Here is a 26837-nt window from a genome sequence, read left to right as displayed (position 1 = left end):
AGAACGCCCGGCAGTACAATCAGCGCGATTTCGTCTGTCATTGCCTCAACAATATCCCCTTCCTTCAATGTGTGGCCATCTCTGCTCTCCACCCGTACAAGATGCTCCTCAGGATCATAGCCCTTCAGTTTAATCTGGCTTTGCAGCGCATAAATGTCGCTCGGAAAATTCAATTCGTCAGCGAGTATCTTTGTTCTTTTTCCTTCCGGCTTATAAAAAGTGGACACAAGCTGGTGCAAATTCACAGTGGTGGAACCGCTTACAATTACTTCCTCCGGATTTGCCCCGACGATCGGCGCCAGCTCTTTTCCAAGTTTTTCAGAAAGATAGAACCATGGGTTATCTCCTTCTGTCCAGCCGTCAATTCCGTGGTCCTTCCAGGAATCCAGCAAGCAGAGAAGCGATTTTTCCGCTCGTTTCGAAAGCAGGCCAAGGGAGTTTCCATCCAGGTAAATGCCGTTTCCTTTTCTATAAAACTCTTCCCGATAAGAAGCCAGCTCATCCTTTGCATCAAGTTCCCTTGCATATTCTAGTGTAATATCCATTGATTTCCAACCTTTCAGAATATTTATTATTTACGAAAATTATATTGTTTGATTGACACTATGTCAATGATATAATGTCAGTAAGGCTGTCAGAAAAATCAAAACCGTTTAGAATTAGTAAAAATACTGCTCAGCTCGAAATATAAAAGCAAACTGGCAAAGGAATGAAACCATGACAAACTCAATCAACCAATTGCCGGCAAGGCAGCAGCAAGCCCTAAGGACCAGGAAAAAGCTTCTGAAAGCCGGAAAAGAGATCTTCCTCGAAAACGGCTTTCAAAAATCGACGATCTCGCAAATGATTAAAAAAGCAAAAACAGGCTACGGAACGGCGTACGTCTATTTTAAAAATAAAGATGAGCTTTTCATCACCTTGATGGAAGATTTGATGAACCAATTTTATGAAGTGGCGGAGATGCCCTTCAAGCCCGCTTCAAAAGACGAAGCCTACGAAAATATTAAAAAGCAGGTGCGCCTTTTCCTGCAGCTGGCTTTGGATGAGAGGGACATGATGAAGGTGGTAAAAGAGGCAATCGGCGTCTCGCCTGAAATCGACCATAAATGGTATAGGATCCGCGAACGCTTCATCGAGCGGATTTCAGTGGACATCCGCTATGCCCAGGCGCAAAAACTCGCCAAACAGCACCTCGATCCGTCCCTAACTGCAAGAGGCTGGTTTTATTCAAACGAGATGTTTATGTGGGAACTTGTGATGAATGAGGATAAATATGAGATGGAAGAAGTGATTTTGAATCTGACTAGTATGTATACGGGCGGGCTGTATAAATAGAACGTTCTAAGCAGGCATTTATAGGTTTGTGCCTTAGCTCTTTGACTTATGCTTCTGTTTAGTGGGTATGCGCGTCAGTTTACTGGATTTTTGCTTCAATTTTGCGGACTTGTGCTTTAGTTCTATCACTAGATTTAGCCTTATGCTTCACTTTTATCATTTTTGCGTCAGTTTACTAGTTTTATGTGCCACTTTTTTCGATATATGTGCCACTTTTTTCGATATATGTGCCACTTTTCCGATATATGTGCCACTTTTCCGATATATGCGTCAGTTGTTTTCATTTATGCGTCACTTCCCATTCCACCGTCTGTTTTAAAGTCAAAATAAAAAAGGTGCCTCTTCCCACCACGTGGAAAGGCCCCTTTTTCAGCCCTCTAAATAGTTCTTAATCTCATATTCTTCAAATTTCTCTTCCAGCCATGCCGTATATTCGCTCTGCATCTCTGTTTCGAATAGTGTATTTTTGATCTCTTCCTTCACATTCTCATAGACTGCTTCTTTGGCTTCCTGCTTTTCTGCTACTTTGATCACATGGTAGCCATATTCCGTTTTAACGGGTTCGCTGATTTTGCCAGGCTCGAGCGCGAAGAGGACCTCTTCAAATTCAGCTACCATCTCTCCCTTTCCGAAAAAGCCGAGATCTCCGCCTGCATCTTTGTTGCTTTCATCTGTCGAGTATTCCGCTGCCAATTCTGCAAAGTCTCCGCCATCATTCAGTTTCTCGATGACTTCTTTTGCCGTGGCTTCATCTTCTACTAAAATATGGCTCGCAGACACTTGTTCCGCTTGCGCAAAGCTGTCTTTGTTTTCATCGAAATAGGCTTTCATTTCATCTTCTGTAATGTCGATTCTTGGTTCAAGCAGCTTCTTCGTAGCCAGATACTTTTCAATATCCTTTTCAAAACCAGCCATCGTCACGCCGCTTGATTCAAGTGTCTGCTTTAAAGCATCCTCCCCGCCGTAAGATTCGGCATACAGGGTCTTTTCCTCATCAATTTCTTCTTGTGCCACTTTGACATTTTCTTTCTCTGCTTCCTGAGCAATTACTTTCTCAGTGATCAATGAATCCAGTAGTTCTTGTCCGTACTGATCAACAAGCCGCTCATGCAGCTCATCCCTGCTGATTTTATCCCCGTTTACGGTCGCGGCCGCATCCTCCTGTATGGTAAAAAAGATGACTGCGGCTGCCCCGATTGAAAAAACGCTGCCTAAAATCCAATAGAAAGCTTTCTGATTCTTCATCCTGTTCCCCTCTCCTAATTCGCTTTCTGATTGCTTGTTAAAGTCACTTCGGCCGTTTTCAATTCGCCCCCGCGGTAAAATTCGATTTTCACCTGATCGCCAATTGAAAAATCGCTGTATAAATGCTTGCGCAAATCTCCGGAATTCGTAATTACCTTGCCGCCGATGCTGACGAGAATATCCTCTACCTGAAGGCCGGCTCCCGCTGCTGCCGAATCCGGATCCAAATTGGCCACAATTGCTCCGCTTGTCACCCCATCAGGCAGATTGCGCAAATATTGAGGAGGCACTTCATCAAAGCTTGCCAGTCCAACGCCAAGATACGGTCGGATCACTTGGCCATTTTCCATCAGCTGATCAAGCAATGTTTTGACCTCATTGCTTGGAATCGCAAACCCAAGGCCTTCCACTCCGCTGTCTGCAATTTTCAGGCTGTTGATTCCAACCAGCTGTCCGGATGTATTCATCAGGGCTCCGCCGCTGTTGCCGGGATTGATCGCTGCATCTGTCTGAATAACATGTAAGTTCCATTCCCCTGCAGATGTGCTGACTTCAATCGACCGGTCCACCGCGCTCACGATCCCCTGTGTAACCGTTCTGGATAAATCAAGGCCAAGCGGATTTCCGATCGCCAGCACCTGATCGCCCGCTCTCAGCTTGGAAGAATCGCCAAACGGCATGGCTGCAGCGTCTACATCTCCTTTCATTTTCAGCACCGCAATATCTGTCAGCGCATCAGTTCCGACCAATTCTGCCGTCACTTTTTCACCATCATGAAGCGTCACCTGAATCTCGCTGGCATTTTCAATCACATGGTTGTTGGTCACAATGTAGGCCGCATCATTTGTCTTTTTAAAAATAACCCCCGAACCCGTACCGCTTTCCGCTGCTTCACTCGATTGGCTGAACGGGTTATTATTTTGCTGCTGCATATTTACAACGCCAACAATGGCTTTCGACGCCTGCTCAATCGTGTCCGCCAGGGAATTGGACGAAGCTGATACTGGGGTCACATCCAGTCTGGATGAGCTTTCAGCTTGTACATTTTCTTCCGGTACATTTGCCTGTGGCGTGTCTTCCTGGAAATACGGAACGGCTGTCAGCGTAAACACCGATCCCAGCACCCCTGCTGCCACGGTTGACAGGACCCCTTTCCATACCGGCTTTTTCACCGACCGGTTTTCCGTTCTGCTTTCTTCGTTAAAATCTGTCATCATTGAACACTTCCTTCTTATCTATTTTGAATTTGGATTCGTTGTTGTTTGCCTTACAAAAACTACTTTAAAGGCCCAATGTGTCAGGAAAATGTCAAAGAGGGGTTCCTTGCAAAAAAAAATACATGGGTATCCATGTATGAAAGGGGTTACTTTATTTTCATGCGATGATTAGATCTTCAATTTTCTCCCGTAAATGGCCATTCCCTATAAGAATACCGGCAGTCTTCACATTTTTTCGGCAGCGAAAATCCCTTCTGCTTGTAAAACTGCTGCTCCCCTACTGTAAAAAGAAACCGCTCACCGCAAATCCAGCATTTTAGATAAAAGTCGTGAGGCTCATTGCCTTCCATCGCTTTTTCGATTTGTTTTTTCCTTTCCTGTTCAGCTTGGCGATCCTGTTCAGCCTGGCGACCCTGTTCAGCCTGGCGACCCTGTTCAGCCTGGCGACCCTGTTCAGCCTGGCGATCCTGTTCAGCCTGGCGACCCTGTTCAGCCTGGCGGTCTGCAGGCTGATTTTGCTTCAAAACTGTTATCGCATTGTTAATCTCTTTTCGCATTTTTTTATATTCAATCTCTTTCCATAACTCCAGATAGGGAATAAACGATTGGTTGCGGGATTCCTTAATTTTCTCAATCAGCAGTAAGATCATTTTTCTGTTTCGATCCTTTAAATAGATCATATCCGGGTCTTGGATCCCTTGTTAGGCCCATTCCTTCCATTCATCCAGCAATTCATCTGTATATTAATCGGATTGAATCAGCCAGCCTCGCTCTGTGAAAACAATCATTGGCAGTTTCCCGGAATATTCAATATCCAGGAAATCATGCTCAATCATCCAGTCCACTTTTCGTATAATGCCATCCAGCTTTTCCGCCTTAAAATATCCATAAACAGGACACTTATCCAGTTCCAGCTCCAGGACCTTTTTCTCTCGCGACCCTTTTAAAATTTTCGCGAGCAGCGTTCTTCCTCCCCTTGCGATGATTTCATCAGCCGCTCTTACTATCACTTTGATTTCATCGTCAGGTAATCGATTTGTGTTCGGCAACATCAAAATGGCAGCTCCCTTTCGGAAATAACTTGCATCGCCTTCTTTTTTTCAACGGTTCCTTGAGCAGGCTTATTAGTCAGGACTTTTCCAAACTTGCTAACATATAAATCCCTCACCCATTCCTTTACAGGGGCTTTCCATTGCTGATTAGGAGCTGGAATATTTTTCAGCAAGCTCTTTGGCGACATTCCCAATTCTTTCGCCATCTGGATGTCCGCTTTATTTAGCCTGCATCGTTTTTTCGCCTCTGCCCATACTTCACTATTCTTTTTTCTCGCCATATATGTATCCTCCTTTATCGACTGAATGAATGCCCCTTGTTACGCTAAGTATATAAGATTACATCAAAACTGTGTGGCAGAAAGCTGAGGGCGAGATCAGTCACAAATTATTTTCGGGACACTCCTTTCCCTCAAACCAAAAATGAGGGGACAGTGTACCTGTCGAACCTGTCCTCTTGTCCCAAATCTTTACAGGGACAGCGAACCTGTATCCGATAGCTGAAAAACAGCCAAAATCGGCGGTTTTTTTGATGGCGAATATTCCTAATGCAAATGAATGTGCCCTTCCCGTTTATGCCGGATCCTTTTCCCGAAAAAATAAACTGAAGACCAGAGGATCCCTAATAGGATAAAAACCCCTGCCCCGCTCCAATACAGATAAGTAAAACCATTTCTTAGCCCTATGATCATGTAGCCGACAAAGGGACCTAAAGCGGCGCCGACATCCTGGGCAATGGAGTATTTAGTCAGAAAGGATACCACATTTGTATTCTTTGAGGCATCAAGGGCTATGGCATCCATAATGGTGGTAATGGAGGTAGCTGAAATCATGACAATAAAAATAATAGCCAGCCAGACACCTAACGGGAGGCTGCTTGAGATCAATCCAAATGCAAGACCTGCCGAAAGTAAGGAGCCAGCAAAAAGCGGCAGTCTTCCTTTCGATCCATCCGACCACTGACCAAAGAGCCTCCCTAAAAAAGGTTCCCATACCCAGCGGGCAGCTTGTATCAGACCTGATAATAACGTAACGCTGATCACCGCTCCGAATATGTATATGCTTTGCCCATGTAAACGTTCGATAACCGGGCTGAGTGTAGAGGTGAAAACACCCTGGTATAGCATAGTGATTAAAAATCCAGTAGCAATCAGAGCCATTTTATATTTTAACTGTGATGGATAAAGCTTGCTTTTCTCACGAAACTCCGGGCTCTCGGACTGGTGCTGGCCATCGCTACTTTTAAGAAATAACAGGATGAGCGGCACTCCTAAAAGAGTAAAAAATCCAAAAGCAATGGAAACGGCTTTTAACCCGATGATAGGAACCATTATTCCTCCGATTAGCATCCCAGCCAAACTCCCTAAGCGATACAATCCATTGTAAAGCCCCATTAATTTTCCCCGGTGAGATTCATCCGCAAGAATCGCGACAATGGATAAGCCGCCTATTCGTAAAAAAGACCAGGCAATTCCCCATAATCCCCGCAGGATGACCCAGGCTAAAAATCCGCTGAACAACCCATAACCCAGTGTGGTAAAACCGCCTAAAAGGACAGCAAAGAGCAAACCGGACTTCAGCGGAATTTTTTTATACACCCAGCCTACAACCGGATTAAAAGGCAATCGGATAAATCGATTGATGGAAAGAAGGATGCCAACCTGCCAAATAGAATCAAGAGATGCTTCTTTCCAGAAAACAGGCAAAGCGATATAAAGCATGGAGTCCCCTAATAGGCTTAAAGCTGTTGCCAGGGCAACAATCACAATCATTTGTGATGGTGAGATCTCTTTTTTGGAAATCGGCATTCCATTTCTCCCTTTCCTTGTACAGATGGCCAAGAGTTCAGTTTACTCTTAATTCTTTATACGCTGCAGCAACGATCGATATGTTGAATCGCACCCGCGTCCATCTGCGAAAACATGTGGGGCTTCATAAGTCTTGTGCCCTCCGGTAATATAAATTTTAACACAAATCTGAAAAGTCAAATCGAAATAATCCGTGAGGGACAAGGTCCAATAATTTAGGATCATGTGCAGTCCCCTATTTTGAATCGGACACCCTTTTTCCCATATAAAATAGGACCGCCGCATGCGCGCAGCAGTCCCTCTTCTAACGTTCATTTTCCTAACACCCATCAATCCCGCAAGACATCCCTTCTGATAAAAATTCCAGCTTGGGCTGTTTAGCAAGCTCTTCATCAATGATTTGTTCCCATGTTTCATTCGAGCGGATGCCCGCAACTTTCGTTAAGCCGATCACAAAGGTTGGAACGGCTGTAATTTCGGCTTCATTGTAGGCATGTTTTAGTGCTTTTTCATGGGCTTCTTTATATTTTCTTGAGTTCAGGGCTTCTCGATATTCCTCTTCATCCAGGCCAATTTCACCGGCTAGTTTCGTCAGAACATTGATACGGCCAATATCCAGTTCTTCCTGGAAGAATGCCCGCAGCATCCTGTCATTGTATTCATTGGCTTTCCCTTGCTCTTTTGCATATTGATAACCTTCAAACGCTAAGTGTGTGTAGGGCTGAGGGGAAACGTTCGGCAGGACAATAGGAATGCCCATACGCTCTGCCATTGGATAGACCGATTGTTTCCAAGTGGTTTGAAGATAGTCTCCTTCAGGCCGCAAGGTTTCATTCGGATATGGGCGAAGCTCGTATGGCATCCACTCGACTTCGACATCCTTCCCTTTGATCGCTTTTTCAAGCGGCTGTTCTCCAAGAAAGCAGAAGGGACAGACGTAATCGGAATAGACTTTTATGTTTAAAGTCATGGCTAACCCTCCCTTCTGTACTTAATCTACAACCGGAAACCACCCAGGCGTGTTCACAATCGCCTGCCATAGAGGGTCCGGGATGACCAGCTTCTCCTGATCCTTATTGGATAAAGTCGTGGCAATCTCCCCCTCTTTTCCTTCTTGTACCTTTTCCACCCAATCCGGTTCCATAATCAGCTCCCGTCCAAGAGCCACCATCGCCACTCCGGTTTCGAGCGCTTTGACAGCTTCTTCAGGTGTATGGATGGAACCTACTCCGATAAGCGGTACGCGGTTATTTATTATTTCTAATAGATGCTGAATTCTTGGCTTAGATTCATCTGCACCGCGTCTTGGATTTGACCAGAAATCCATGAGGGAGACATGAAGGTAGTCCAGTCCTTTATCTGACAGCACATCTACCAATTCAAGCGTATCCTCCATGGTGATCCCTGGATCAGTCGGCTCTTCCGGCGAAAACCGGTACCCGACAATGAATGGCTCTTTTGCATGTTCTTTTACCGCTTTTTGGACTGCGTCTACTACAGCAAGAGGGAACGTCAGGCGCTTTTCCAGGCTGCCTCCGAATTGGTCCTCACGGCGATTTGAATGCGGAGAAAAGAACTGCTGAATTAGATAGCCATTGGCTCCATGAATTTCAACGCCATCATAGCCTGCTTCAATGGCTCGGCGGGTTGTCTCGCCAAATGCCGAGATGATGTCCTCCGCTTCCCTTTCTGTCAAGGCTCGCGGGGTGATGTCACTTCCTTCAGAAGGAACCGCACTGGCACTAACCGTTTCCCCATTTGGAACAAGCTCAGACGGGCATTCTCTGCCTCCGTGAAAAATTTGGAGAACCGCTTTGGCACCCTGCTCTTTAATACTCAATGCCAGCCTCGAAAGACTAGGAATCATCCCATCGTGATCTCCGCCAAATTCACCATGGAATCCCTTTCCATCTGCTGTCACATACGTACATGCCGTCATCACCATCCCTACACCTTTGGAACGGCGTACATAATAATCAACCTCGGCATCTGAAACGGTTCCATCCGGATGGGAAGAGAAATTGGTCATCGGCGCCAGGACCACCCTATTTTTTAATTCCACCCTATTTTTTAACTGAAGGGGTTCGAATAATGGTTTATAGATTGAGTTCATTGAAAAACACTCCTTTTTAACAGATAGCGGCATTTCATTTTAAAACAAGGGCCACACCTAGTTTGTTATATATTCCTGCAGTTTACGCATAATAAACTGTGGAAAAGGGATCATTTTCATGTAGGAAGACGGTTGTCCTCACGAAAGAATACTGTAATGTTATACGTTACAGTTTAAGAAGTCAATTTTTTGAATCGGGAGCTTTCCTATCCTCCTGCTCCATTCTGAACAAGTAAAATAGAGAAGCTCCACTTGAAGCTTCCCATCTGTTCCAATTGTAACTTATTACTGGGGCAACGACCCTGTCCACTATTAATCTATACCGCCTTCACAACTTTAGAAGCACTATTTGCCGGCTTCTTCCATAACAGCGTTAACCCAATCCCCAAGGCCAGGATGACAGCCGCAAAATAGTAAGGGTAGTTAAGATCGATATCAAATAAAATTCCCCCTATTATAGGTCCGATGATATTCGCCAGACTTGTAAACATCGAGTTCATGCCGCCCACGAAGCCTTGTTCGTTCCCGGCGATATTGGAAAGGTAAGAAGTAACAGCCGGGCGGAATAAATCGAATCCTACAAACACAATGAAGGTCACAAGCAAAATGGCCAAATAGGAATGAACAACCGTCATTAAAAACACAAGCAGGCCGGATAATAGTAAGCTGTAGCGGATCAGTTTGATTTCGCCCCAAATACGAGTCAGCCGGTCAAACAGCAAAACTTGGGACACGGCGCCAAAAATGGCTCCGCCCGTGATGACAATGGCGATATCAGATGGTTTAAAGGCAAATTTATGATCCACAAATAAGCTAAAGAAGGATTCAAAAGCGGCCAGCCCGAATGACGCAATAAAAATCAGAATAAAGGCCAGGAGATATTTTGGCTCCATCACTCGTCGGAAACCGCTTCTGCCCTCTGCCGTCCCTTCATGATTTTCCTCTTCACTGCGATCAGGCTCAGCTAATAAAATCATGGAAAGCACAGCTGCCAATGCACCGAGTCCTCCCGCAAAGAAGAATGGCACGCGCGTTCCAAATTCTGCTAAAAATCCGCCGATGCCCGGACCGATAATAAATCCGGTACTAATGGCCGCTGACATATACCCGAGTGCCTTTGGACGGGTATCCGCCGTTGTCACATCTGCGATAAAGGCTGTAACGGCCGGCATAATAAAGGCGGCACTAATTCCTCCTAAAATCCGCGAAACGAATAACAGCTCGATCTCCTTGCCGATCCCGAATAAAAGTTCTGAAAAACCGAAAATAAATAGGCCCATGACAATCATGATCTTCCTGCCCCATTTATCGGCTGCTCTCCCTGCAAACGGGGAAACAATTAATTGAGCCAATGCGAAAGCGGCAGTTAAATACCCGATCGTTGTGCCCGTTATGCCCAATTCATTCATCAGTGTTGGCAGGACCGGAATGACCAGGCCAATCCCCAAAAAGGCGATGAATAAATTGGTTAATAATAATCCTAAAGTGATTTTAGGTGTCTTCATCTATAATCATGCTCCTTAACTTAGCGATTTCCCGCAGTCAAACTTGATTTAGTTATACGTTTTATCTTAGTGTATATAGTAACTATATAGTCAAGGGCAGTGAGTAAAAAATGAGTAAAAAAGATCGCAAATATTTAACGACAGGGGCATTTGCAAAGCTTTGCAAAGTCAACAAGCAGACAATTTTTTATTACGACCAAATCGGGATTCTATCCCCGGCCAAGAAAAATGAAAAAGGCTACCGTTATTATTCCATTCACCAATTAGAGTTATTTTTTGTGATTGATTTATTAAAGGATCTTGGCATGTCGCTCAGCGATATTCAGCAGTACATGCAAAATAAATCGCCTGAAAGCTTTTTATCCATCATGTACCGGAAAAAAGAAGAGATTGTAAAAAAACGGCAGGAAATCGAAATGAAGGAGAAAATGATCGAGGCCAAAATCGCCCTAATGGAAGAAGCTTCGCAACTTGATTTTGATCAAATTACGCTTGAACCATTGCCGGAAGCCACCCTTTATCTATGCAGGAACATTCAAAATATATCGGATGAGGAATTTGTAGAGGTCGTTTCAGATTTCATTAATGAATTGCAGATCTCACAGCTTGATTCAGGTTATCCAATTGGTTCGATAACGAAACGGGAACAGATATTAAAGGGGGAATTATCCAATTACAGCTATTTATATATCGAGCAGCCAACTCCGAAGGAAGGATATCCTTATTTTCAAGCAGTCAAAGGTGATTTTCTCATTGGCTATCACCTAGGGGATGAAAAAACAATCAGCCGCACATATAACCGGCTGTTTTCAGAGATGGAACGTTTACATTTAGCCTTAGGAGAGAATGTTTTCGAAGAGTATATTTATGATACCGTTGTAAAGAATCATAAGGAGCAGTTTGTCACTAAAATTATGATGCAGGTTGACCCATTATAACCTGCCAATCATTCTGCACTCCATCCAGGCTTTTCATACCATACCTTTTTTTACCAACCCGCTCCGTTCGTGAAAACCCCTGTTTGGCTGCCGATCGCAATCATACGTTACCTGGCAGTTGAATGACACTAAGATAAAGCACCATTTCATCCACTCTCTACAAAAGAAATTAAACTGTGTATTCATAGACAGTTAGGAGAATAGGCAATCATATGATACACTATGTTTACCATTTGATTTACTGTGTACATGTGCCCTGCTCATTCGTGAGTGGGGTTCCTTACTTTTAAGCTTAAAAAAAATAAAAAACAGGCCCATAAAGAGCCTGCTTTGATTTTGGTTTTATGATTAAGCTTTACGTACGTTAGCTGCTTGAGCTCCACGCTGACCTTGCTCAACATCGAAAGTCACTTCTTGACCTTCTTCTAAAGTTTTAAAACCTTCGCCTTGAATAGCTGAGAAATGAACGAATACGTCTTCTCCACCTTCACGCTCGATAAATCCGAAGCCTTTTTCACTGTTAAACCATTTTACTTTACCGTTTTCCATGTTTATTTCCTCCTTGTGCGTAAAAAACACACATTGTATTACTATCCTTGCTCTCAGTGATCATCAAGACGTGAAGTTTTACTCAAACTATCCTTTACACCGAACAAAAATAATTCTTATTTAGAATAACATTTTTCACAATTATTTGCAAGAACATATCAACTAAAAAAATGGTTTGTAATTCACAGCAAAGGAATATGAACAGGCGATGCCGGTCTTGCCATGCCTTGATGTCCATTTTCTATTTCCTCCAAAAATTCGTATACTCTGCTTTATCCTGAATATTACTCTGCTTTATTCTATATATTTCATTCAATCATTTTCTCAAGCAATTCGTAATTTACCTTCTACAACCTGCACAACACTGTAGATTCTTCTATTTCTACTGTTCAATTGATGGAATGCTGATACGACGCAGAGTGACCGATAAATTGAAATTTTGACCGATATAATTGAAGTTCTGACCGATATACCGAAAAAGTGACCGATAAAATTAAAATCTGACCGATATAATGAGAAAGTGACCGATAAATTGAATCTGACCTTTCTGCACCCCGAAAGCCGGGTACGAAAAGCAGGATTACTCTCGAGAAATGATCTCTTTCCTCTCTTTATTTCATAAAAACGTAAAAAAAGGCCATCATGCAACGGCCTTTTTTATGAATTCAATGTTTTTCTGCCATCTTAACATTCCATTCCATTTTATAAATGAAATCAATCAGCCGCGTCCCGATCATCTGGCAGATCACCGCATAAACAATAACCTTCCAATCAACGACAAGCCCTGTTAGCAGCAACAAGCTTCCATTTATGTAAAATAGGATTCTGCCTGGAGCGCTCCCTCTTGCTTTTGATATGATTAGCGCGAGGATATCCATGCCTCCCGAGGAAGCACCCATCCGGAATAAAATTCCGACTCCTATTCCAAAGACAACAGCTCCCAGCATTAAATCCAAGAGAACCGGATTTAGCGGTTCCGAGAAGGATGGAGTCAGAAAGTCAATCGTAACAGAAGTAACAGAAACGCAATACAGCGTCCAGAACACACTGCTTTTTCCCAGCCACTTGGCAGCTGCCAGCAGCAGACCTGCGTTCAAAACCCATAATGTGACTGAATAAGGCGTGTCCATTAAATAGTATAATAAAACCGCCAGACTAGCTGCACCGCCCGACGGGATAAAATGCGGAAATAAAAAGAAGGTCATGGCGAGACCCTGGATGGCTGCGGCTATTCCGAGAATGATCGATTTATAAAGTACATGCATATAACAAAAACTCCTAACGTTTTTCCTCATCCTATCTTATAATATTTTCATAAAATACGAAACCGCGCGTGGGTTTATAAAATGAACAGCCACTTTGAAACAGGCCGGCTTTTGCTCCGGACCATACAGCCAGATGACCTTGACGCTATTTTTCAAATCTGGGGAAGCGCTGAGGTGATGAAATACTGCGGCGGCGCAAGCACGAAAAGCCGAATTCAACGCTCCATCGAATTTTACCAGCGTTTACAGGCTGAAAAAGGCTATTCGGTCTATACCGTTTTGCGAAAAGATACCTCTGGCATTATCGGGGTTTGCGGATTTAATCCGGCAGAAAATGAGCACGAAGCCGAGCTCCTCTGCCATTTTAACCAGTACTATTGGGGGAAAGGCTATGCTGCTGAAGCGGCGGCTGCCTGCTTGACCAACATAAGAAATAATCATACGATCAAAAAAATTATTGCGGCAGTGGATCCAGAAAACCCTGCTTCAGTGAAAATTCTCACAAAAATCGGCATGACGACAGCCGGTATGAAGTGGTTTGAAGACACACAGCAGGAAGAACTCTATTTTAAACTGGACTTAACGTAAAAAACTGTGACATGGCGCCAGCTTTTTTGTTGGGAAAAATTTTATTCGCTAAATTCTTAGGTTTCTTCGCCAGTTTCGGCTGTTTGTTCGCTAAATCTCAAGTTTATTCGCTAATTTCACCCATTTCTTCGCTAAAATTAAAGTTTATTCGCTAAGTTCATATTTCTGGAAAAACACTTCCAAATAAAAAAAGCGCAAACTCCTTGTCCACCACCGACAAGCACAAGACGAGCCTCACGGAAAGGCGTTTGGGAGGATTGGCTTGTGACCTCACTGGAGCTAGACAGTTATCAAAGTTATGCTTTCTTACTTTTAAAAAAAACCTGACACCAATACCAAGGTGCCAAGCTTTCATTAACAAACCGAATCCGTCGATTTCGGATTCTTCAATCCAAATAGCGGTCGGATAAACAGGGCAACACCTGTTCCGAGCATCGCCATGATCGCCCATACCCAGCCGTGCAGGCTGAAGGATGCGATTCCGCCGAAGTAGGCGCCGATGTTGCATCCGAATGCCAGACGTGCACCGTATCCCATGAGCAGTCCGCCGACAATCGCAGCACCTGCTACACCCGGCTTGATTTTTCCTGGTTTGAAGGTTCCTTGAATAGCGGCTGAAATGAACGCACCAAGAATGATGCCGATGTTCATGACACTCGTAGAGTCAGCCAGAACGGTGTTTTTCAGAGCCGCAATATTGGCATCTGATGAGAAATAGCCCCAGGCTGTTACGTCAACGCCCATTGCCATCAAGGTTTTTCCTCCCCATAGCGCGAAGGCGGATGTGATGCCCCAAGGCGTGCCGCGTACTGTTAGAGTCAGCGCATTTAGCAATGCCAATACGATTGCTGCTGCAAACAATGGCCAGGATCCTCTCAAGATTTTCTTCATGCCAGTTGTTGTTGGCAGAGCTTTCATCATTGGCGCTTTACGCTTTTTCGCAATTTGCAACGTTACCCAATAAATCAGTGCGAACAAGGCGAGCTGCAGAACCAATGCTCCGCCGTATCCCAGCCCAGTGGAAGTAGCCAATGAAATGGGCGGCAATGCCGGTGTTTCTTCCATCCAGAATGAGAAATGGTAAGCCCCAATCGTGGAGCCAACAATGAATGCAAGCAGCGTAAGGATCATAGAAGACTGCCCGCCCCCTACTGAATACAAGGTACCGGATGCACATCCATTCCCAAGCTGCATTCCAATTCCAAACATAAATGAACCAACAAGAACACTCACCCCAACTGGTGACACATATCCTTTAGGCTCCATTCCTGTAAAACTGAAGCCTGTACTTAAAATAATTGCAAATAATGCTGAAGCAACTGCGAGCATCAGCATATGAGCCTGCAGGCCTTGCCCGTTTCCTACGCTGGCAAAACGCCTAAACGCAGACGTAAAGCCGAAGCGGGCATGAAGCAAGGTCATGCCGAGCGCTATTCCAATAATAAATAGAACTCCCTGTGTCATGTTCGCTGTATTTATAATTGAAATGAACAAAACGATAGCTGCAAGAACGCCTGCTGCAACAAAAGGTTTTTGAACTGGATTTAACTTTGCTGCAACCGTTGTTGGTGCTGAAATCCATGAATTATGTTTAACTTCAACTTGAGCCAACTTCATTCACTCCTTTTCTGATCTTTTTAGTCGGATTAAGGTGTTATTTTATACTATATTATTTCAAAAGTAAATGGTGAATTTTTCTGTTCCCTGCTATAATTATATTTTTGGAGATTTGTATATTCAAAGTCAGGAAGAATTTCATTTTATCCATTCATTCTTCCGCGTTCTGAAGTAGGGGTCTTACTGCCCGTTAGACTGCGATAAAGCTTCATAGAACTGCCAAAGGCACCGTAGACTTCCCCACTATGTGTCCAGCCGTATTTTTCATAATATCCTTCCAGATCTGTAGTGAGATAGAGTTTTTCAAACCCAAGTCCTGCTGCTTCACCTATAGCATGGTCCAGAAGCTGCGATCCCAGTCTTCTTCCTCTATATTCCTCATCGACATATACGCACGCGAGCCATGGATATAAGTCCTGGCGGCTATTAAGATCATTCCTGATTAAAGCATAAGTGCCTATAATTCTTTCATTCTCGACTGCTGCATAAAACCTTGGGATTCCATCCGCCGCTGTTCCGGAATGGAGCATACAATCATGGTAAAATGGATAGTTAGAAGCGTTCCCCCACTGTTTCCAAAACACTTGAACGGCGTTCTTGAATAAATCCGGATGCTTATGTATTTCCACTATTTTCATTTTAATTTCCTCCCAGCTATAGTCATTCTTCCTCTTTATCCAAAACCCCTTTTTTTCTAAACAATCTTTTCCCCGACCACAGGCAAATCCCCAAATCGCCCTATCTCTTTCATAAAAGCGAGCCTGACTGTACCAATCGGGCCGTTCCGCTGCTTGGCCAGGATAATGTCAATCGTATCCTGCTTATCCGAATCCCTGTCATAATAATCATCCCGGTAAAGGAACGCGATGACATCCGCATCCTGCTCAATTTGCCCGCTCTCCCTCAAATCCGAAAGCATCGGGCGCTTATCCTGGCGGCTTTCCACCCCACGGCTCAGCTGGGACAATGCAATGACCGCCACATTCAACTCCCTCGCCATCGTTTTCAGCTTCCGGCTGATTTCGCTGATCTCTCCCTGGCGGTTCTGGTGCCGGCTATCCCCGACAATCAGCTGCAAATAATCGATCACCACCAGAATCCTTTTATCATCGCCATACTTTCTCCTTGCTTTCCGAACCTTTGACCAGATGTACTGAATATCCATCCCGGCCTGGTCAAAGATATGGAGCGCCGTCTTTCCAAGTTCACCGATGACACCGGTATAATGATTCCAGTCAGCCGGATTAAAATACCGTTTGGGGTTCCGCATTTTAATCGAATTGATTTCCCCTTTACAGCTGATCATCCTTTTCAACAGCTGCTTTCTCGACATCTCCAGGGAAAAAATAAGGGCGATATCCTGACCGGCTGCATTCAATGCCATATTAAGCGCAAAGGCCGTTTTCCCCACACTGGGGCGGGCACCGACAATAATCAGGTCAGACTCCTGAAATCCTCCTGTCAGCTTATCGAGCCTCGCAAAACCGGAAGGAATCCCCGTCCATTCGCCAAGATCTTTTTCCGACTCCTCGTATAGCTCTACCAGTGCCGGCATGACTTCCCCCAGATCTTCATCGCCTATATGATCCTCGATCAGCATAAGATCCTGAATCCCATCCCTCAAAGTCCCTGAAATATCGCCTGTTTGGGCATTCTGCTGAATTCGCTCTGCAATCTCAACAGCCTTGCGCTTTTGATAATATTCAAGAACCACATCCTGGTAAAACTTGAAATTCGCGACAGACGGCACGCTCCCGGCCAGTTGCGTAATATAGCTGATTCCGCCAATGCTCTCGAGATTCTGCTGGCCCGCTTCCTCCATAACCGAAATCACATCCACCGGCTTGCCCTTTGCATCAAGCTGGCGAATCAGCTGCATCAGCCGCTTCAGTCTGGCTAAATAAAAATGCTCAGGCTTTACTTTACAATCTTTTACCAGCCCATCTTCTAAAAATAGCGCTCCGACAACCGCCTCTTCTGCTTCCTGGCTGAAAAGTCCATATCCCTGCATCAGGCTTCACTCCTCCGAATCCCGAGAATCTCGCGCATTTTTGCCAGTTCAGCCTGCACAACAGCCTCACTCGCCGGTTTCCAGGCAGCAGGCACAATAGACGCCGTGTCCCGGCAATCGGGAATGGCCCTGGAAACAGCTGCAGATTTCCGCACCAAATCTGAAATTTTAGGCGGATAGGGAGATCTCTCGACATGCAGCAGCAAATGCCTCCGCAAGTCCTCAATCCCATGGCCTTTTAGCACCTCATGCCAGGAATCAATTTTTTGCTGATTCACCTCAAACTGCTCGTAATAAACCGCAATTAACGCCAGCAATGTATACGTTTCCCGCTTAGTCATCAAGATTAAATTCCTCCTCCCGCAGCTGCTTCCCACTCGGCTTTTGGTTCAAATATGACTCAAACCGCGTGCCAAACAGCGTCTCAGGCCTGAGGAACTTCCGCCAGTACGGGTCATGAAGCCATTCTTCCGTTTTCAGGTCGATCACCTTTTTAAACTCATCCAGCGTAAAGCCCTCCAGCCACCTGGCCCGAATCAGGTTCTTTGTTTTCTTGGAGCCAGTCCGGTAGGCGGAATGCGTTTTGCCGTTCAGGTATTCGACCACCGCAGCATAAGGGATATCTTTTTTCTCTGCAGTAGTCTCTGTAGTAGTCTCTGGTATTGCTTGCAGCAGGCTGTCATCTTCCATATCGCAATCTGTTATGTTCGATTCAGCATCCTGGTGAACTCGATGTTCCATTCCAACATCATCAAAGGATCCATCCAATTCCTTCAGCTTCTGATAATCGATCGTGTACCATTTCGTCTTATCCATTTTACTCGCATTAAAATTGCCCGAGATCAGCAGCCCTTTTTCCTCAAGCGAACGAATCGTCCGTCCAATTGTCGCATTCGACCAAAATGGCATCTGCTTCTGCCAGTCTTTATAGGTATTGTAAATCCACGTGCGGCCTTCCTTTTTATTTCTGCTCATCTTCAGCCAAAAATGGATCTGCTGAAGCAGCACCGCCTCATTCAGTCCCAGCTTTTCCGCCAAGGACGGAAGAATCAGCAGCGGATTTTCATTGATTAATAGATTGCTCATCTTACCACTCACCCTTTTATAAAATGATCTTGAACCGTCCGTAAATGGCGATGTTCTTTCTGCAGCCTTCCATTACGTCAGTCCCTTCATCTTTATAATAGAAAGGAGACGTTCCAAAAGTAATGGTGTCACCCTGGCAATTGTGAACATTCGATGAACAATAAAGAAGGCTGCAGAATCTTCTGCAGCCTTCTTTCAGACATCCTAATCTCGATTTTCATCCGCGAGCAATTGATCCAGCTTTTCTTCCACACGCTTCAATCTGTCATTTCTTCTTTTAAAAATAAAAAACAAAATGATGATAACAGCAGGAAAGAGAAGGAGAAATCCGAACATGATTAATGAAAAGATGATATCGCCGGCATTAAATCCGGCTTGAGCTGATGTGAATAAATACACTTAACTCCCTCCTTCACGAAATTATAGATAACTTAATCTTAAGATTTAGAAATTTCAAATGGGTTTATAATAGATACCAATTATACCATTTATTGGACTAAAAGGGATGGCGAAATCTTTCTGAATGGATATTTTTCCATATGTTAGATAAGGTTTTAGAAGGGAGGTTTTTTTCACATGGAACAATACAGAGGTTTTTTTATAACCTTGGCACTTATGTTGATTATCGTGCTTGTCAACAAATACTTTAATCGGTGGGTAAAAGCCATCATTGCTGCCTATTATTTGGTCGTTTCTTCTGTTTTTATTTCAATGAAGGACAAAATTGACAAGCAGGATGAAAATATCCGCCGGTACCTGATGCTTATTGGGATAAAAATTCCGGATGGGTTGATACAATCGCAAATTACTTATTTCTTCCCTTTATCAGGATCCTTTTTTTCATTTACTTCAAATGGTTTACTCATACTCAAAGCAAGAAGGCAAAGGTGCTCATTTTCATAAGTTCAATTCCAGCAGCTTTTCTCGTTATCTTTTTTAGTTTCTTATTTTCATTTGGTTATGGATATAGACCTTAGCTATAGTCATAAAGAGGCCGCTCCTAATTGCCCCTCCAACAACCAAACTTTAACACACTATCACTTTTATGCGTTTATGCTTTAATTAGATGGAATAAAATTCAGAATAGAGTAAAATGAAATTGGTCGAACATCACAAGTTGACCCCCTATTATCCTTGAGCTTAGGAATTTCTGGGCTCTTTTTGACTGTATTTATTGAAAAGAAGCATAGCATGAAGAAGGAGTTAACAAATCTCTTCACATCACTCTTTCGTCTGAAGTCACCTTACCTCCCCACATATCGGCAGCACCGTCGAATCCTTAATCTCCCGCAAAGCCAAACTTGTTTGTATTTTGGTAATCCCCAATTCATTCAACCTTCTGATGAATATCTCTAGCCCCTTGCGATCCTTGCAGGCCACTTTTAATAGATAGTCGTACTCCCCTGTTAAACAATGGCACTCCAGGACTTCCTCCATCGATTCCAATGTTTTCTCAAGAGATTCCAGTTTTTCAGCCAGATGCAAGTTGGTGCTCATAAACACGAAGCACAATAGATCAAAGCCCAGCTTTTCATGGTTTAAAATGGCGACCTGCTTTTTAATATAACCTTCTGCCTCTAAACGCTTAATCCTTGCATGTACAGCTGGCGCCGATAAATTGACCCGCTTTGAAAGCTCCAGATTGCTTAGCTGTACATCCTTTTGCAGCAAATCCAAAATTTTAATATCCGTATGGTCCAATACCTTGCTTATAATCGATTCCACCATTCATCAGCCCTTTTCAATTATTCCAAAAACACGATAAATCACATACTAAAAATGAATTTTCAAAACTAAAAATCTATAATTCTTACATTTATTTTGAATTAATCTAATTATACAAAATATTATTTTGTAAATAAAGAAAAATGTTAAAATTATTCATATCGATACTGTCATTGTGCACAATGGCTCTTACTTCTTTATTCGAAAAGAAAAGGGGCTAGATGACGTGAAATATTATTCTTTATTGCTATTAACCAGCTTTCTTTGGGGCGGAAATTTTATAGTGGGAAAAACACTTGTGGATCACGCTTCTCCAGCTACCTTGACCATTTTGAGATGGGCGATTGCAGTAATACTCTTGGTTCCGCTTGTTTGGCGGAAAGAGAGAAATCTGATTCCGCCAAAAGAAGCCATCCTGCCCCTGTTTTTGATGGGCGTTACCGGGGTAGCCCTGTTTCAGGCACTGCAATTCATGGCCCTGGAAAAAACTTCGGCGACGAATGTTGGGTTAATTTCTACCTTAAATATGTTTTCGATTGCTGCTTTCTCCTTCTTTTTTCTAAAAGAAAAAATGAATTCACTTCAGTTCCTTTCCATGTTTGTCTCATTATTTGGCGTTTTACTTGTCCTTTCAAAAGGGAACTTGGGTTTGTTATTTTCAATGAAATTTAATGTGGGCGACCTCTATATGATGGCTGCTGTGGGCATGTGGGGAATGTACTCAGTTTGCAGCAAATGGGTGATGAGAACCGTCACACCGATGATGTCGATCCTTTACTCCGGCGTTTTTGGCCTAATTGTCCTGCTTCCTTTTAACATATCAAGCTTCAAGGTAACAAATCTAGATGCTTCTTTTATTCAGTCCATTCTGTATACTGGCCTGATCTCAACCGTTCTGTGTATGGTCCTTTGGAATATCGGAGTGAATAAACTTGGCCCCAACACATCAGGATTGTTTTTGAATTTTAATCCCGTTTTTACAGCCGTTCTGGCCTTTGCCTTTTTAGGAGAAAAAATGACCTGGATCCAGGCTGCAGGCAGTGTCATTGTGATTGCAGGCTGCTTCTTATTTTCAATTCTAAAAAACAAGCCTGTTAATATACTGAAAAGAAAAATAGCGACAACTAATCCCTTTTTATCTAGAGAATCGGTTAAACAAAGCCAATAAAAAAATACATAAAAGTGCCTGTCTCTTATCTGAATGATGAGACAGGCACTTTTTTAAATAAGCTCCGATCTTATGCTTTTTTAGTTGTAATCTTTTTTCTTATATCCACTATATGCTCCTCGTGACTTTTACTTACCTTTATGGTTTTCAACTCATCCTTCAATCCTTTATAAGTTGAATAACACATCACACCAGACTTGTTTTCATTTCCGATAATGCCCCTGTCACCGAACTCCACAGCTTTTCTCTTCCAATCAATATTGTCAAAATCGCTTATTTGAACAAAATCTGGTATGTCCTTTGGCAATGTAATAGGGGCGTCTTTTGCTTTTTCAGCCACACTGACAACTACATCCCCATAGGCTTTGCCATCCAGATACACCTCATACTTCCACAAACCCCCGTAAGGAAGTGTGAATGTAGTCGAGAACCTCTGCAAACTTGGGTATCCAGGAGATGGATCTGTTATTTCTTGATGAGGCAAAACTTGTATTCTTTCACCAGTTTGTTTATGAAGGGCAGAAATGGAAAGTTCTTTTCCTTCATAAGTGTCGAAAGGATCTGCGAAACTAAAGATATAGCCATAAGGCGTTCCTGCTTTCAAATTAGGGTCAGGAAATAGGCGAAATTTTATATTTTGGTTCTCCTTATATTCATGTCGTATTTCCCACTGGTCATTAGCAGTTGGAGCACCATTTATCTTTTCATGATCTTGCCTGACTAAAAGCTCAGTTGAAACGAAGAAGGCTAATAAACAGATGGCAAAAGTGGAAATGGCGAATAGAATTAGTTTATTGGGTCTGTTTTGCTTCTCTCTTCTATCTGTAAGGACAGCTCTTCTAATTTTCATTTTTTGAAATTCCGTAAAGTGAACACCTTTGTGAGTCGTCGAGTCCATCGCCTTACGCAGCTGCTTAAGCTTGCTCTCCATTATATCCCCGCCTCTCCATCATATTTTTCAGTTTCAGCCTGCCTCTGCTCAGTCTGGTTTTGATCGTATTGTGGTTCACGCCTAATATTCCTTGGATCTCTTCAATCGAACATTCTTCATAGTAATAAAGCGTAACGACTTCCCGGTACTTCACAGGCAATGACAATACACACAAGGAAAGAAATTCTTTCTCGCTGCGCTTTAGCAGATCCTTTTCCATCGACAATTCTTTTGAGAAAATAGAGTAAACAGGCTTGAATTCATTACTACTTTTCGAAACGCGTAACTCTTCAAGACATCCTTTGATTTATTAATAGCCAACCGATAAAACCATGATTTAAAGGAGATCACTTCACCGAGTTTGTCATAATTTTTGTAGCACGCGATGAATACATCCTGGACAATATCTTCTGCCAGCTTCCAGTCCCTCACATAGTTATAAGCTAACTTTGTGAGCCGTTCACCGTACTCATCCATAATAAACTCCAGCCACGCATCTCGATCTTCTAATGAGCCTTCATCCCTGACCTTTCTCACACACTTCTCACCCCTTTACAGTTTAATGCTAAGACGAATGAGTTAAGGATAGGTTTCATTTTTTTCATCCCTTTTACAAAAAGGCACTTACCCTTCTGCGGATAAGTGCCAAAGTAAAGCTCTCCGTTATTCGAATTACGCATTATAAAATCACTAGTTTATAGAAAGTTTGCATAAAATCCACACATTTTTTTTTCAAATAAAATACCTTAATGAAAAACGGAGGATTATGAATTGTTATGGATTTCCAAAATAATGATCATATTGTTGAAACTGTTATCTCTTTAATAGAAGTTTTAGTTATAATTTCTATAGAAGAAATCCCTTACACCGGTATAGCTCTTGCTATTCTCTTGAAAACTGTAACTCATGACCGTTTAATACGTATTTTATTAATCTTAATGGTTATTGTTTTAGCCGAAATTGACCTTTAAGGTAAATTTTAGTTAGAACTGTTCCGTTACTTAATTTACATGCTCAAACGAAATAAATACAGTTACATACACTGTAATCACCTCAATAAAAGAGGGTCTATAATAAGAGTACGTGGATGTGGAGCTGGATTTGCTTTAATTGTTTTTCTGTTTATCCTATTCATCATCGTCGTGCCTCTAGCTGATCAGGCGGAGGCCTCGGTGGTGGCTATTTGGATTTAACCTTATAAGTAACTACCTATTAGCAAAATTTGTGGCAGGCTGTTTTAGGCCTGTCCTCTTTAGATATTTTTTTTCTTTAATTTCACCATACACATAGGCTGCATTTTTTGTCTACTGAATAAAACCTGCATATGTTTACCTGAATCGTAACCAAATAATTGGAAACACTGTAAATGAATATTTTTAAGGAAAGGAGATTGCAGCATGTCAGTTACAGAGCTTTTCATCAGACTCGCCATAGCCTTTATAACTCTGTTGGTCTTAACAAGGATCATGGGCAGAAAAGAAATTTCTCAAATGACTTTTTTTAATTTTGTATCTGCTATCTCAATTGGCACCATTGGGGCATCACTTGCCATAGACCCAGATTTCAGAATAACCTATGGTCTGATTGCATTGGTAAGTTGGAGCGCATTTACAATTTTTCTTGGGTTTTTAGATATAAAATCTAAGAAAGTCCGATTTGCAATAGTTGGGAGACCAATAATTCTCATAAGAAAAGGGAGGATTATGGAAAATGCACTTCGAAAAGCTCGCCTTGATACCGGTTCACTAAAAGCTTTATTAAGGAAAAAAAACGTGTTTTCCATGTCGGACATTGATTATGCAATCTTTGAAACGGATGGCAGCCTGTCAGTCATAAAAAAAGAAGCAAAACAATTAGTGACTAAGGAGGATATGAATCTCCAAGTTAGCTCAGATATTTATCCCTTTCCTTTAGCTGTTATTTCTGACGGAAAAATAAATAAAGATAACTTAAAATCCCTAAATCTTGATAAAAAATGGTTGAAGGAGCAAATGCAATCTGCCGGATTTAATTCTTTTGATAATATATTTTACGCCGAAGTCCAGAAAGATGGATCATTGTATATTGATTCCACGAATGATATGATCCATTAGTTTTCAACCCGAGGGAACATATCCCTCCGGTTTTCCCCCTCAATCACTAGTTAGGATTCCGGGCATATTACGAACAAAGTGTACCTAAAATCGCTTTAAATTGTCCTGTTTGTCGGAGGTGTTCAAATCCTATCTTCTGAAACAAATCAGGATGGCTTCCCTTACATGATCTTTTGTCGCTTCAAAACCATCTAAAAATTGAACCTTCATTCCATTATTCATTAAATCTCATTTCCCCTGGGATAACAATTTCAAAAGGAAACTCTATTTCTTCTTCATTCGCCTTTATTGCTTTTACACTCATTCCCATTGTTCCAGCAGCATGGAGAAGGTTCCCTGTGATTTTAAATACTCCATCATCTATTTTGAATGCCTTGTAGGTTACATTGTAATTTGGCGGCATAGACAATGTTACTTCAACACTCTTAACCTCTTCACCACCAAAATCCATAGTTAAAACATTTAATCCTGGATACAAAGGCATAAAGTCTACATTTAACTCGATATTTTCTTTTTCTATTGAAGAAGGATATACACCTTGTTCAGCTGCTCCTGGTGTTGAAACCACTAATAAGGATGCAAAGAATATAATAAGTGCTGCATAAACAAGTTCTACTCTTGCTCGATTAAGAACCGTGTTTACAGCGTTTGTTGTTAATTTTTTTATCGTTCTTCTTTGGAAGAAACCAATAATAAAAATAATTAGTGTTACTACAACCTTTACCGCGATTGCCTTTCCCCACTCACTTTTGATGAAACTATTAATTGAAAAAGAAGGAACATATTGATTTTTCATATATAATCCAGTAACTATAATGACAATTAGACTTATAAGTGCCCATTTCGAAAATTTCGGAAGTGTATCTTTTAGTAATTCCTTTATTTCTCCCTTTTTAGGAATGGTAATGATTGCAAACAATCCTCCAATCCAAATCGATGCTGCTAATAAATGTACTGCATTAACAATGACTGATAAATTACCACCATAACGAGGATAAGCAGCATGCCCGGTTATAAGTGTCATTAATAGTAGCGCAATTCCATAAAGAAATAATTTAGCTTTTTTAAACAGTAGTCCAGTTAATAGTAGGACAATTTGCAATATAGGTATCCATACAAACTTTAATGATAAAAGTTGTGTTAATGAGAGGCTTTCTAATTCTCCCTTTTGTTTTATAAAAATAATAGAGATACCTAGTATTACAAAAAGTAATAAAACAGAGGAAAGCTTATTCCATTTTAATGAATTGCGTCGTTTCAATATTGCTGAATGAAAAAATGTACTGCCAAACAAAATGGAAATCCCTATAAATTGTAACCAGTAGCCTAATTGTTTAAATCCCATACTCTTAAACCAAATGGATCTTGTTGGATCACCCATATTTAGTTGTTTTATGGGTGTAAACTCATTTACAGCAAAGTAAAAAACATCAAGAATGTCTGGTTGATTTTTACCATTTAAAGTGCTCGGACGTGCATACCACGTTACTTGGTATGTTCCTTTTGGTAATTCTTCAGCAAACTCAATCATTATATGACTAGGGTCATTAGGATCTACGAAAGGTTCTTCTGTCTTAATGGATTGCTGGTTGTCATCAAAAACACCAATAGCAGTTAATTCAGTTGGCTGATTAAACCAGAGATCCATTTTCTGAGGGGAACCCTCGACAATCTCACCATCATCTGGGGAGTATTTAAGTATTCTTAATTCCTCTTTTTTTTCTTCATTTTTTTGTTTTACCACCTGGAAATTTAATTCTTCTTGAAGGACAAAACCATCTAATGCGATTACGTTTATTCTTGCAACATAATGACCAGCTGGTAATTTTTCCGTTAAATTAGCTATTATATGAGATTTATCGTCGGGATCAACCACTGCTTTATCTATATTAATATGATTTCCAGAAGCATCATCTAACTGAATGGACTCAGGATGTAAAACGACAGGATCCTGAAACCACATTTCAATCGAAGATGGGCTTTCTGATAGCTTTTCCCCTTCTTTTGGATATGTTTGTTGCAAAGTAGAATGAGCAAATCCTGATGACCCTGGTATGAAAAACTGAATTAAAAATGCAAATATGAACAAAGTAAAAATATTACGAAAGACCAACAAAAAACTTCCTCCTCAAACTTTAAGAGGTTAATGGTTTTAATTATTTTTTGGGGCATTAGTCTCCATAAACTCTCCGCAAGCTTTCATCATTTTTTGCCCTTCTGGAGAATTCATTGATTCCATCATCTTCTCCATCCCTTTGCCATTCATCATGTTCATCATATTGGCCATCCCATTACCATTCATCATGTTCATATCATTTTCTGATTTTTCAGCGTAAGCAAACTGGCCAACGACCACCAATGATGCCAAGGCAAAAGATGAGACCAAAGCAATTTTCTTTTTCATTGATCTTCACTCCTTTTTTATTGATAGAACCATTTTAGAAAACAAATTTGAAGGAAATATGGAGAACAACCAATTTCAATTAATACTATTCACTTTTTTTCTTCGAAAAAAAAAGATAGACACACTTCCAGCTATTAATTCTCCTGTTAAAGAAAACGAAGCTGCTGTTGTTGGAAATTTTGAAATG

Annotated in this window: 31 protein-coding genes and 1 pseudogene; 8 read left to right on the top strand and 24 right to left on the bottom strand. The window is 41.9% G+C overall.

Annotated elements, in window-relative coordinates; translation table 11 throughout:
* A pseudogene (locus NCCP133_RS18170) lies at positions 1-545 on the bottom strand (kynureninase); the annotation flags it as partial.
* Between the two features lie 172 nt (positions 546-717).
* Here NCCP133_RS18170 and NCCP133_RS18165 point away from each other — a divergent pair.
* Complete coding sequence (locus NCCP133_RS18165) at positions 718-1335, top strand: TetR/AcrR family transcriptional regulator (RefSeq protein ID WP_264806670.1); 618 nt, start codon at positions 718-720, stop codon at positions 1333-1335.
* 369 nt (positions 1336-1704) lie between these two features.
* On the opposite strand, the gene NCCP133_RS18160 is transcribed toward NCCP133_RS18165, so the two are convergent.
* From NCCP133_RS18160 to norA, 9 genes are all read right to left on the bottom strand, one after another.
* Positions 1705-2580 carry a peptidylprolyl isomerase gene (locus tag NCCP133_RS18160; protein WP_264806669.1) on the bottom strand — a complete coding sequence of 292 codons (876 nt, stop codon included), beginning with the start codon at positions 2578-2580 and terminating at the stop codon, positions 1705-1707.
* A gap of 14 nt (positions 2581-2594) precedes the next feature.
* Positions 2595-3797 carry a S1C family serine protease gene (locus NCCP133_RS18155; RefSeq protein ID WP_264806667.1) on the bottom strand — a complete coding sequence of 401 codons (1203 nt, stop codon included), beginning with the start codon at positions 3795-3797 and terminating at the stop codon, positions 2595-2597.
* 176 nt (positions 3798-3973) lie between these two features.
* Positions 3974-4477 (bottom strand): zinc-ribbon domain containing protein, encoded by a 504-nt coding sequence (locus tag NCCP133_RS18150; protein WP_264806666.1) that lies wholly within the window; start codon positions 4475-4477, stop codon positions 3974-3976.
* Positions 4478-4540: 63 nt separating this feature from the next.
* Positions 4541-4849 carry an RQC-minor-1 family DNA-binding protein gene (locus tag NCCP133_RS18145; protein ID WP_264806709.1) on the bottom strand — a complete coding sequence of 103 codons (309 nt, stop codon included), beginning with the start codon at positions 4847-4849 and terminating at the stop codon, positions 4541-4543.
* Positions 4849-5130 carry a hypothetical protein gene (locus tag NCCP133_RS18140; RefSeq protein ID WP_264806665.1) on the bottom strand — a complete coding sequence of 94 codons (282 nt, stop codon included), beginning with the start codon at positions 5128-5130 and terminating at the stop codon, positions 4849-4851. The genes NCCP133_RS18145 and NCCP133_RS18140 overlap by 1 nt, the downstream gene beginning before the upstream one ends.
* Positions 5131-5394: 264 nt before the next feature.
* Positions 5395-6657 carry an MFS transporter gene (locus NCCP133_RS18135; RefSeq protein WP_264806664.1) on the bottom strand — a complete coding sequence of 421 codons (1263 nt, stop codon included), beginning with the start codon at positions 6655-6657 and terminating at the stop codon, positions 5395-5397.
* Between the two features lie 319 nt (positions 6658-6976).
* The gene (locus NCCP133_RS18130; RefSeq protein ID WP_264806663.1) at positions 6977-7627 is read right to left on the bottom strand and encodes a DsbA family oxidoreductase; all 651 of its coding nucleotides are present in this window, start codon (positions 7625-7627) and stop codon (positions 6977-6979) included.
* 21 nt (positions 7628-7648) lie between these two features.
* Complete coding sequence (locus NCCP133_RS18125; RefSeq protein WP_264806662.1) at positions 7649-8770, bottom strand: NADH-dependent flavin oxidoreductase; 1122 nt, start codon at positions 8768-8770, stop codon at positions 7649-7651.
* A gap of 317 nt (positions 8771-9087) precedes the next feature.
* On the bottom strand, positions 9088-10275 hold the full coding sequence (norA, locus tag NCCP133_RS18120; protein WP_264806661.1) for a multidrug efflux MFS transporter NorA: 1188 nt from the start codon (positions 10273-10275) through the stop codon (positions 9088-9090).
* Positions 10276-10385: 110 nt separating this feature from the next.
* On the opposite strand from norA, the gene NCCP133_RS18115 reads away from it, so the two are divergent.
* Positions 10386-11213, top strand: coding sequence for a MerR family transcriptional regulator (locus tag NCCP133_RS18115; protein ID WP_264806659.1), 828 nt, complete (start codon positions 10386-10388; stop codon positions 11211-11213).
* Between the two features lie 348 nt (positions 11214-11561).
* Here the strand turns inward: NCCP133_RS18115 and NCCP133_RS18110 are convergent, their stop codons facing one another.
* Both NCCP133_RS18110 and NCCP133_RS18105 read right to left on the bottom strand, forming a co-directional pair.
* A complete protein-coding gene (locus tag NCCP133_RS18110; RefSeq protein WP_264806658.1) occupies positions 11562-11762 on the bottom strand; it encodes a cold-shock protein in 201 nt (66 codons plus the stop codon).
* A 665-nt stretch (positions 11763-12427) separates the two neighbouring features.
* Positions 12428-13027, bottom strand: coding sequence for a YitT family protein (locus NCCP133_RS18105; RefSeq protein ID WP_264806657.1), 600 nt, complete (start codon positions 13025-13027; stop codon positions 12428-12430).
* Positions 13028-13108: 81 nt separating this feature from the next.
* Here NCCP133_RS18105 and NCCP133_RS18100 point away from each other — a divergent pair, with 81 nt between their 5' ends.
* On the top strand, positions 13109-13615 hold the full coding sequence (locus tag NCCP133_RS18100; protein ID WP_264806656.1) for a GNAT family N-acetyltransferase: 507 nt from the start codon (positions 13109-13111) through the stop codon (positions 13613-13615).
* A gap of 354 nt (positions 13616-13969) precedes the next feature.
* Here the strand turns inward: NCCP133_RS18100 and NCCP133_RS18095 are convergent, their stop codons facing one another.
* The 6 genes from NCCP133_RS18095 to NCCP133_RS18070 all read right to left on the bottom strand — a co-directional run bounded on the left by NCCP133_RS18095 (position 13970) and on the right by NCCP133_RS18070 (position 18728).
* The gene (locus tag NCCP133_RS18095; protein ID WP_264806655.1) at positions 13970-15232 is read right to left on the bottom strand and encodes a YeeE/YedE family protein; all 1263 of its coding nucleotides are present in this window, start codon (positions 15230-15232) and stop codon (positions 13970-13972) included.
* Between the two features lie 143 nt (positions 15233-15375).
* On the bottom strand, positions 15376-15870 hold the full coding sequence (locus tag NCCP133_RS18090) for a GNAT family N-acetyltransferase (RefSeq protein ID WP_264806654.1): 495 nt from the start codon (positions 15868-15870) through the stop codon (positions 15376-15378).
* A gap of 56 nt (positions 15871-15926) precedes the next feature.
* Entirely contained in the window at positions 15927-17243 is a 1317-nt protein-coding gene (gene dnaB / locus NCCP133_RS18085; protein WP_264806652.1) for a replicative DNA helicase, read from the bottom strand.
* On the bottom strand, positions 17243-17584 hold the full coding sequence (locus tag NCCP133_RS18080; RefSeq protein ID WP_264806708.1) for a hypothetical protein: 342 nt from the start codon (positions 17582-17584) through the stop codon (positions 17243-17245). The genes dnaB and NCCP133_RS18080 overlap by 1 nt, the downstream gene beginning before the upstream one ends.
* Positions 17577-18329, bottom strand: coding sequence for a conserved phage C-terminal domain-containing protein (locus NCCP133_RS18075; protein WP_264806651.1), 753 nt, complete (start codon positions 18327-18329; stop codon positions 17577-17579). Before NCCP133_RS18075 ends, NCCP133_RS18080 begins: the two co-directional genes overlap by 8 nt.
* 204 nt (positions 18330-18533) lie before the next feature.
* Positions 18534-18728 carry a hypothetical protein gene (locus tag NCCP133_RS18070; protein ID WP_264806649.1) on the bottom strand — a complete coding sequence of 65 codons (195 nt, stop codon included), beginning with the start codon at positions 18726-18728 and terminating at the stop codon, positions 18534-18536.
* Positions 18729-18905: 177 nt separating this feature from the next.
* On the opposite strand from NCCP133_RS18070, the gene NCCP133_RS18065 reads away from it, so the two are divergent.
* A complete protein-coding gene (locus NCCP133_RS18065) occupies positions 18906-19232 on the top strand; it encodes a hypothetical protein (RefSeq protein WP_264806648.1) in 327 nt (108 codons plus the stop codon).
* Positions 19233-19568: 336 nt separating this feature from the next.
* On the opposite strand, the gene NCCP133_RS18060 is transcribed toward NCCP133_RS18065, so the two are convergent.
* Positions 19569-20054, bottom strand: coding sequence for an Lrp/AsnC family transcriptional regulator (locus NCCP133_RS18060; RefSeq protein WP_264806707.1), 486 nt, complete (start codon positions 20052-20054; stop codon positions 19569-19571).
* Between the two features lie 226 nt (positions 20055-20280).
* Between NCCP133_RS18060 and NCCP133_RS18055 the strand changes: the two genes are divergently transcribed.
* The gene (locus tag NCCP133_RS18055) at positions 20281-21222 is read left to right on the top strand and encodes a DMT family transporter (RefSeq protein ID WP_264806647.1); all 942 of its coding nucleotides are present in this window, start codon (positions 20281-20283) and stop codon (positions 21220-21222) included.
* A 70-nt stretch (positions 21223-21292) separates the two neighbouring features.
* Here the strand turns inward: NCCP133_RS18055 and NCCP133_RS18050 are convergent, their stop codons facing one another.
* Genes NCCP133_RS18050 through NCCP133_RS18040 form a run of 3 tightly spaced genes read right to left on the bottom strand, consistent with a single transcriptional unit; the run spans position 21293 to position 22690 of the window.
* Positions 21293-22153, bottom strand: coding sequence for a hypothetical protein (locus NCCP133_RS18050; RefSeq protein ID WP_264806646.1), 861 nt, complete (start codon positions 22151-22153; stop codon positions 21293-21295).
* Positions 22137-22373, bottom strand: coding sequence for a sigma factor-like helix-turn-helix DNA-binding protein (locus tag NCCP133_RS18045; RefSeq protein ID WP_264806645.1), 237 nt, complete (start codon positions 22371-22373; stop codon positions 22137-22139). The genes NCCP133_RS18050 and NCCP133_RS18045 overlap by 17 nt, the downstream gene beginning before the upstream one ends.
* Entirely contained in the window at positions 22355-22690 is a 336-nt protein-coding gene (locus NCCP133_RS18040) for a sigma factor (protein ID WP_264806644.1), read from the bottom strand. Before NCCP133_RS18040 ends, NCCP133_RS18045 begins: the two co-directional genes overlap by 19 nt.
* Before the next feature lie 239 nt (positions 22691-22929).
* On the opposite strand from NCCP133_RS18040, the gene NCCP133_RS18035 reads away from it, so the two are divergent.
* The 3 genes from NCCP133_RS18035 to NCCP133_RS18030 all read left to right on the top strand — a co-directional run bounded on the left by NCCP133_RS18035 (position 22930) and on the right by NCCP133_RS18030 (position 24246).
* Positions 22930-23124: a hypothetical protein gene (locus NCCP133_RS18035; RefSeq protein ID WP_264806643.1), complete on the top strand. Its 195-nt coding sequence runs from the start codon at positions 22930-22932 to the stop codon at positions 23122-23124.
* Positions 23125-23163: 39 nt separating this feature from the next.
* Positions 23164-23346: a YjcZ family sporulation protein gene (locus tag NCCP133_RS22000; RefSeq protein ID WP_442874288.1), complete on the top strand. Its 183-nt coding sequence runs from the start codon at positions 23164-23166 to the stop codon at positions 23344-23346.
* Between the two features lie 204 nt (positions 23347-23550).
* Positions 23551-24246 carry a DUF421 domain-containing protein gene (locus tag NCCP133_RS18030; protein WP_264806642.1) on the top strand — a complete coding sequence of 232 codons (696 nt, stop codon included), beginning with the start codon at positions 23551-23553 and terminating at the stop codon, positions 24244-24246.
* 214 nt (positions 24247-24460) lie between these two features.
* On the opposite strand, the gene NCCP133_RS18025 is transcribed toward NCCP133_RS18030, so the two are convergent.
* A complete protein-coding gene (locus NCCP133_RS18025; RefSeq protein ID WP_264806641.1) occupies positions 24461-26362 on the bottom strand; it encodes a copper resistance CopC/CopD family protein in 1902 nt (633 codons plus the stop codon).
* A gap of 36 nt (positions 26363-26398) precedes the next feature.
* A complete protein-coding gene (locus NCCP133_RS18020) occupies positions 26399-26650 on the bottom strand; it encodes a hypothetical protein (protein WP_264806640.1) in 252 nt (83 codons plus the stop codon).
* Positions 26651-26837: the final 187 nt, after the last annotated feature.

It is taken from the genome of Cytobacillus sp. NCCP-133 (assembly GCF_026011715.1).
GTDB lineage: Bacteria > Bacillota > Bacilli > Bacillales > Cytobacillaceae > Cytobacillus.
This window is presented reverse-complemented; position numbering and strand designations above follow the sequence as displayed.

Excerpts from the sequence above, each read along its gene's own strand:
- NCCP133_RS18075 (WP_264806651.1), bottom strand. The coding sequence starts at position 18,329 with ATGAGCAATCTATTAATCAATGAAAATCCGCTGCTGATTCTTCCGTCC.
- NCCP133_RS18035 (WP_264806643.1), top strand. The coding sequence starts at position 22,930 with ATGGATTTCCAAAATAATGATCATATTGTTGAAACTGTTATCTCTTTA.
- NCCP133_RS18155 (WP_264806667.1), bottom strand. The coding sequence starts at position 3,797 with ATGATGACAGATTTTAACGAAGAAAGCAGAACGGAAAACCGGTCGGTG.
- NCCP133_RS18020 (WP_264806640.1), bottom strand. The coding sequence starts at position 26,650 with ATGAAAAAGAAAATTGCTTTGGTCTCATCTTTTGCCTTGGCATCATTG.
- NCCP133_RS18135 (WP_264806664.1), bottom strand. The coding sequence starts at position 6,657 with ATGCCGATTTCCAAAAAAGAGATCTCACCATCACAAATGATTGTGATT.
- NCCP133_RS18095 (WP_264806655.1), bottom strand. The coding sequence starts at position 15,232 with ATGAAGTTGGCTCAAGTTGAAGTTAAACATAATTCATGGATTTCAGCA.
- NCCP133_RS18105 (WP_264806657.1), bottom strand. The coding sequence starts at position 13,027 with ATGCATGTACTTTATAAATCGATCATTCTCGGAATAGCCGCAGCCATC.
- NCCP133_RS18160 (WP_264806669.1), bottom strand. The coding sequence starts at position 2,580 with ATGAAGAATCAGAAAGCTTTCTATTGGATTTTAGGCAGCGTTTTTTCA.
- norA (WP_264806661.1), bottom strand. The coding sequence starts at position 10,275 with ATGAAGACACCTAAAATCACTTTAGGATTATTATTAACCAATTTATTC.
- NCCP133_RS18080 (WP_264806708.1), bottom strand. The coding sequence starts at position 17,584 with ATGACTAAGCGGGAAACGTATACATTGCTGGCGTTAATTGCGGTTTAT.
- NCCP133_RS18045 (WP_264806645.1), bottom strand. The coding sequence starts at position 22,373 with ATGGAAAAGGATCTGCTAAAGCGCAGCGAGAAAGAATTTCTTTCCTTG.
- NCCP133_RS18140 (WP_264806665.1), bottom strand. The coding sequence starts at position 5,130 with ATGGCGAGAAAAAAGAATAGTGAAGTATGGGCAGAGGCGAAAAAACGA.
- NCCP133_RS18165 (WP_264806670.1), top strand. The coding sequence starts at position 718 with ATGACAAACTCAATCAACCAATTGCCGGCAAGGCAGCAGCAAGCCCTA.
- NCCP133_RS18100 (WP_264806656.1), top strand. The coding sequence starts at position 13,109 with ATGAACAGCCACTTTGAAACAGGCCGGCTTTTGCTCCGGACCATACAG.
- NCCP133_RS18090 (WP_264806654.1), bottom strand. The coding sequence starts at position 15,870 with ATGAAAATAGTGGAAATACATAAGCATCCGGATTTATTCAAGAACGCC.
- NCCP133_RS18150 (WP_264806666.1), bottom strand. The coding sequence starts at position 4,477 with ATGATCTATTTAAAGGATCGAAACAGAAAAATGATCTTACTGCTGATT.
- NCCP133_RS18145 (WP_264806709.1), bottom strand. The coding sequence starts at position 4,849 with ATGTTGCCGAACACAAATCGATTACCTGACGATGAAATCAAAGTGATA.
- NCCP133_RS18130 (WP_264806663.1), bottom strand. The coding sequence starts at position 7,627 with ATGACTTTAAACATAAAAGTCTATTCCGATTACGTCTGTCCCTTCTGC.
- NCCP133_RS18110 (WP_264806658.1), bottom strand. The coding sequence starts at position 11,762 with ATGGAAAACGGTAAAGTAAAATGGTTTAACAGTGAAAAAGGCTTCGGA.
- NCCP133_RS18050 (WP_264806646.1), bottom strand. The coding sequence starts at position 22,153 with ATGGAGAGCAAGCTTAAGCAGCTGCGTAAGGCGATGGACTCGACGACT.
- NCCP133_RS18030 (WP_264806642.1), top strand. The coding sequence starts at position 23,551 with ATGTCAGTTACAGAGCTTTTCATCAGACTCGCCATAGCCTTTATAACT.
- NCCP133_RS18115 (WP_264806659.1), top strand. The coding sequence starts at position 10,386 with ATGAGTAAAAAAGATCGCAAATATTTAACGACAGGGGCATTTGCAAAG.
- NCCP133_RS22000 (WP_442874288.1), top strand. The coding sequence starts at position 23,164 with ATGCTCAAACGAAATAAATACAGTTACATACACTGTAATCACCTCAAT.
- NCCP133_RS18125 (WP_264806662.1), bottom strand. The coding sequence starts at position 8,770 with ATGAACTCAATCTATAAACCATTATTCGAACCCCTTCAGTTAAAAAAT.
- dnaB (WP_264806652.1), bottom strand. The coding sequence starts at position 17,243 with ATGCAGGGATATGGACTTTTCAGCCAGGAAGCAGAAGAGGCGGTTGTC.
- NCCP133_RS18065 (WP_264806648.1), top strand. The coding sequence starts at position 18,906 with ATGGAACAATACAGAGGTTTTTTTATAACCTTGGCACTTATGTTGATT.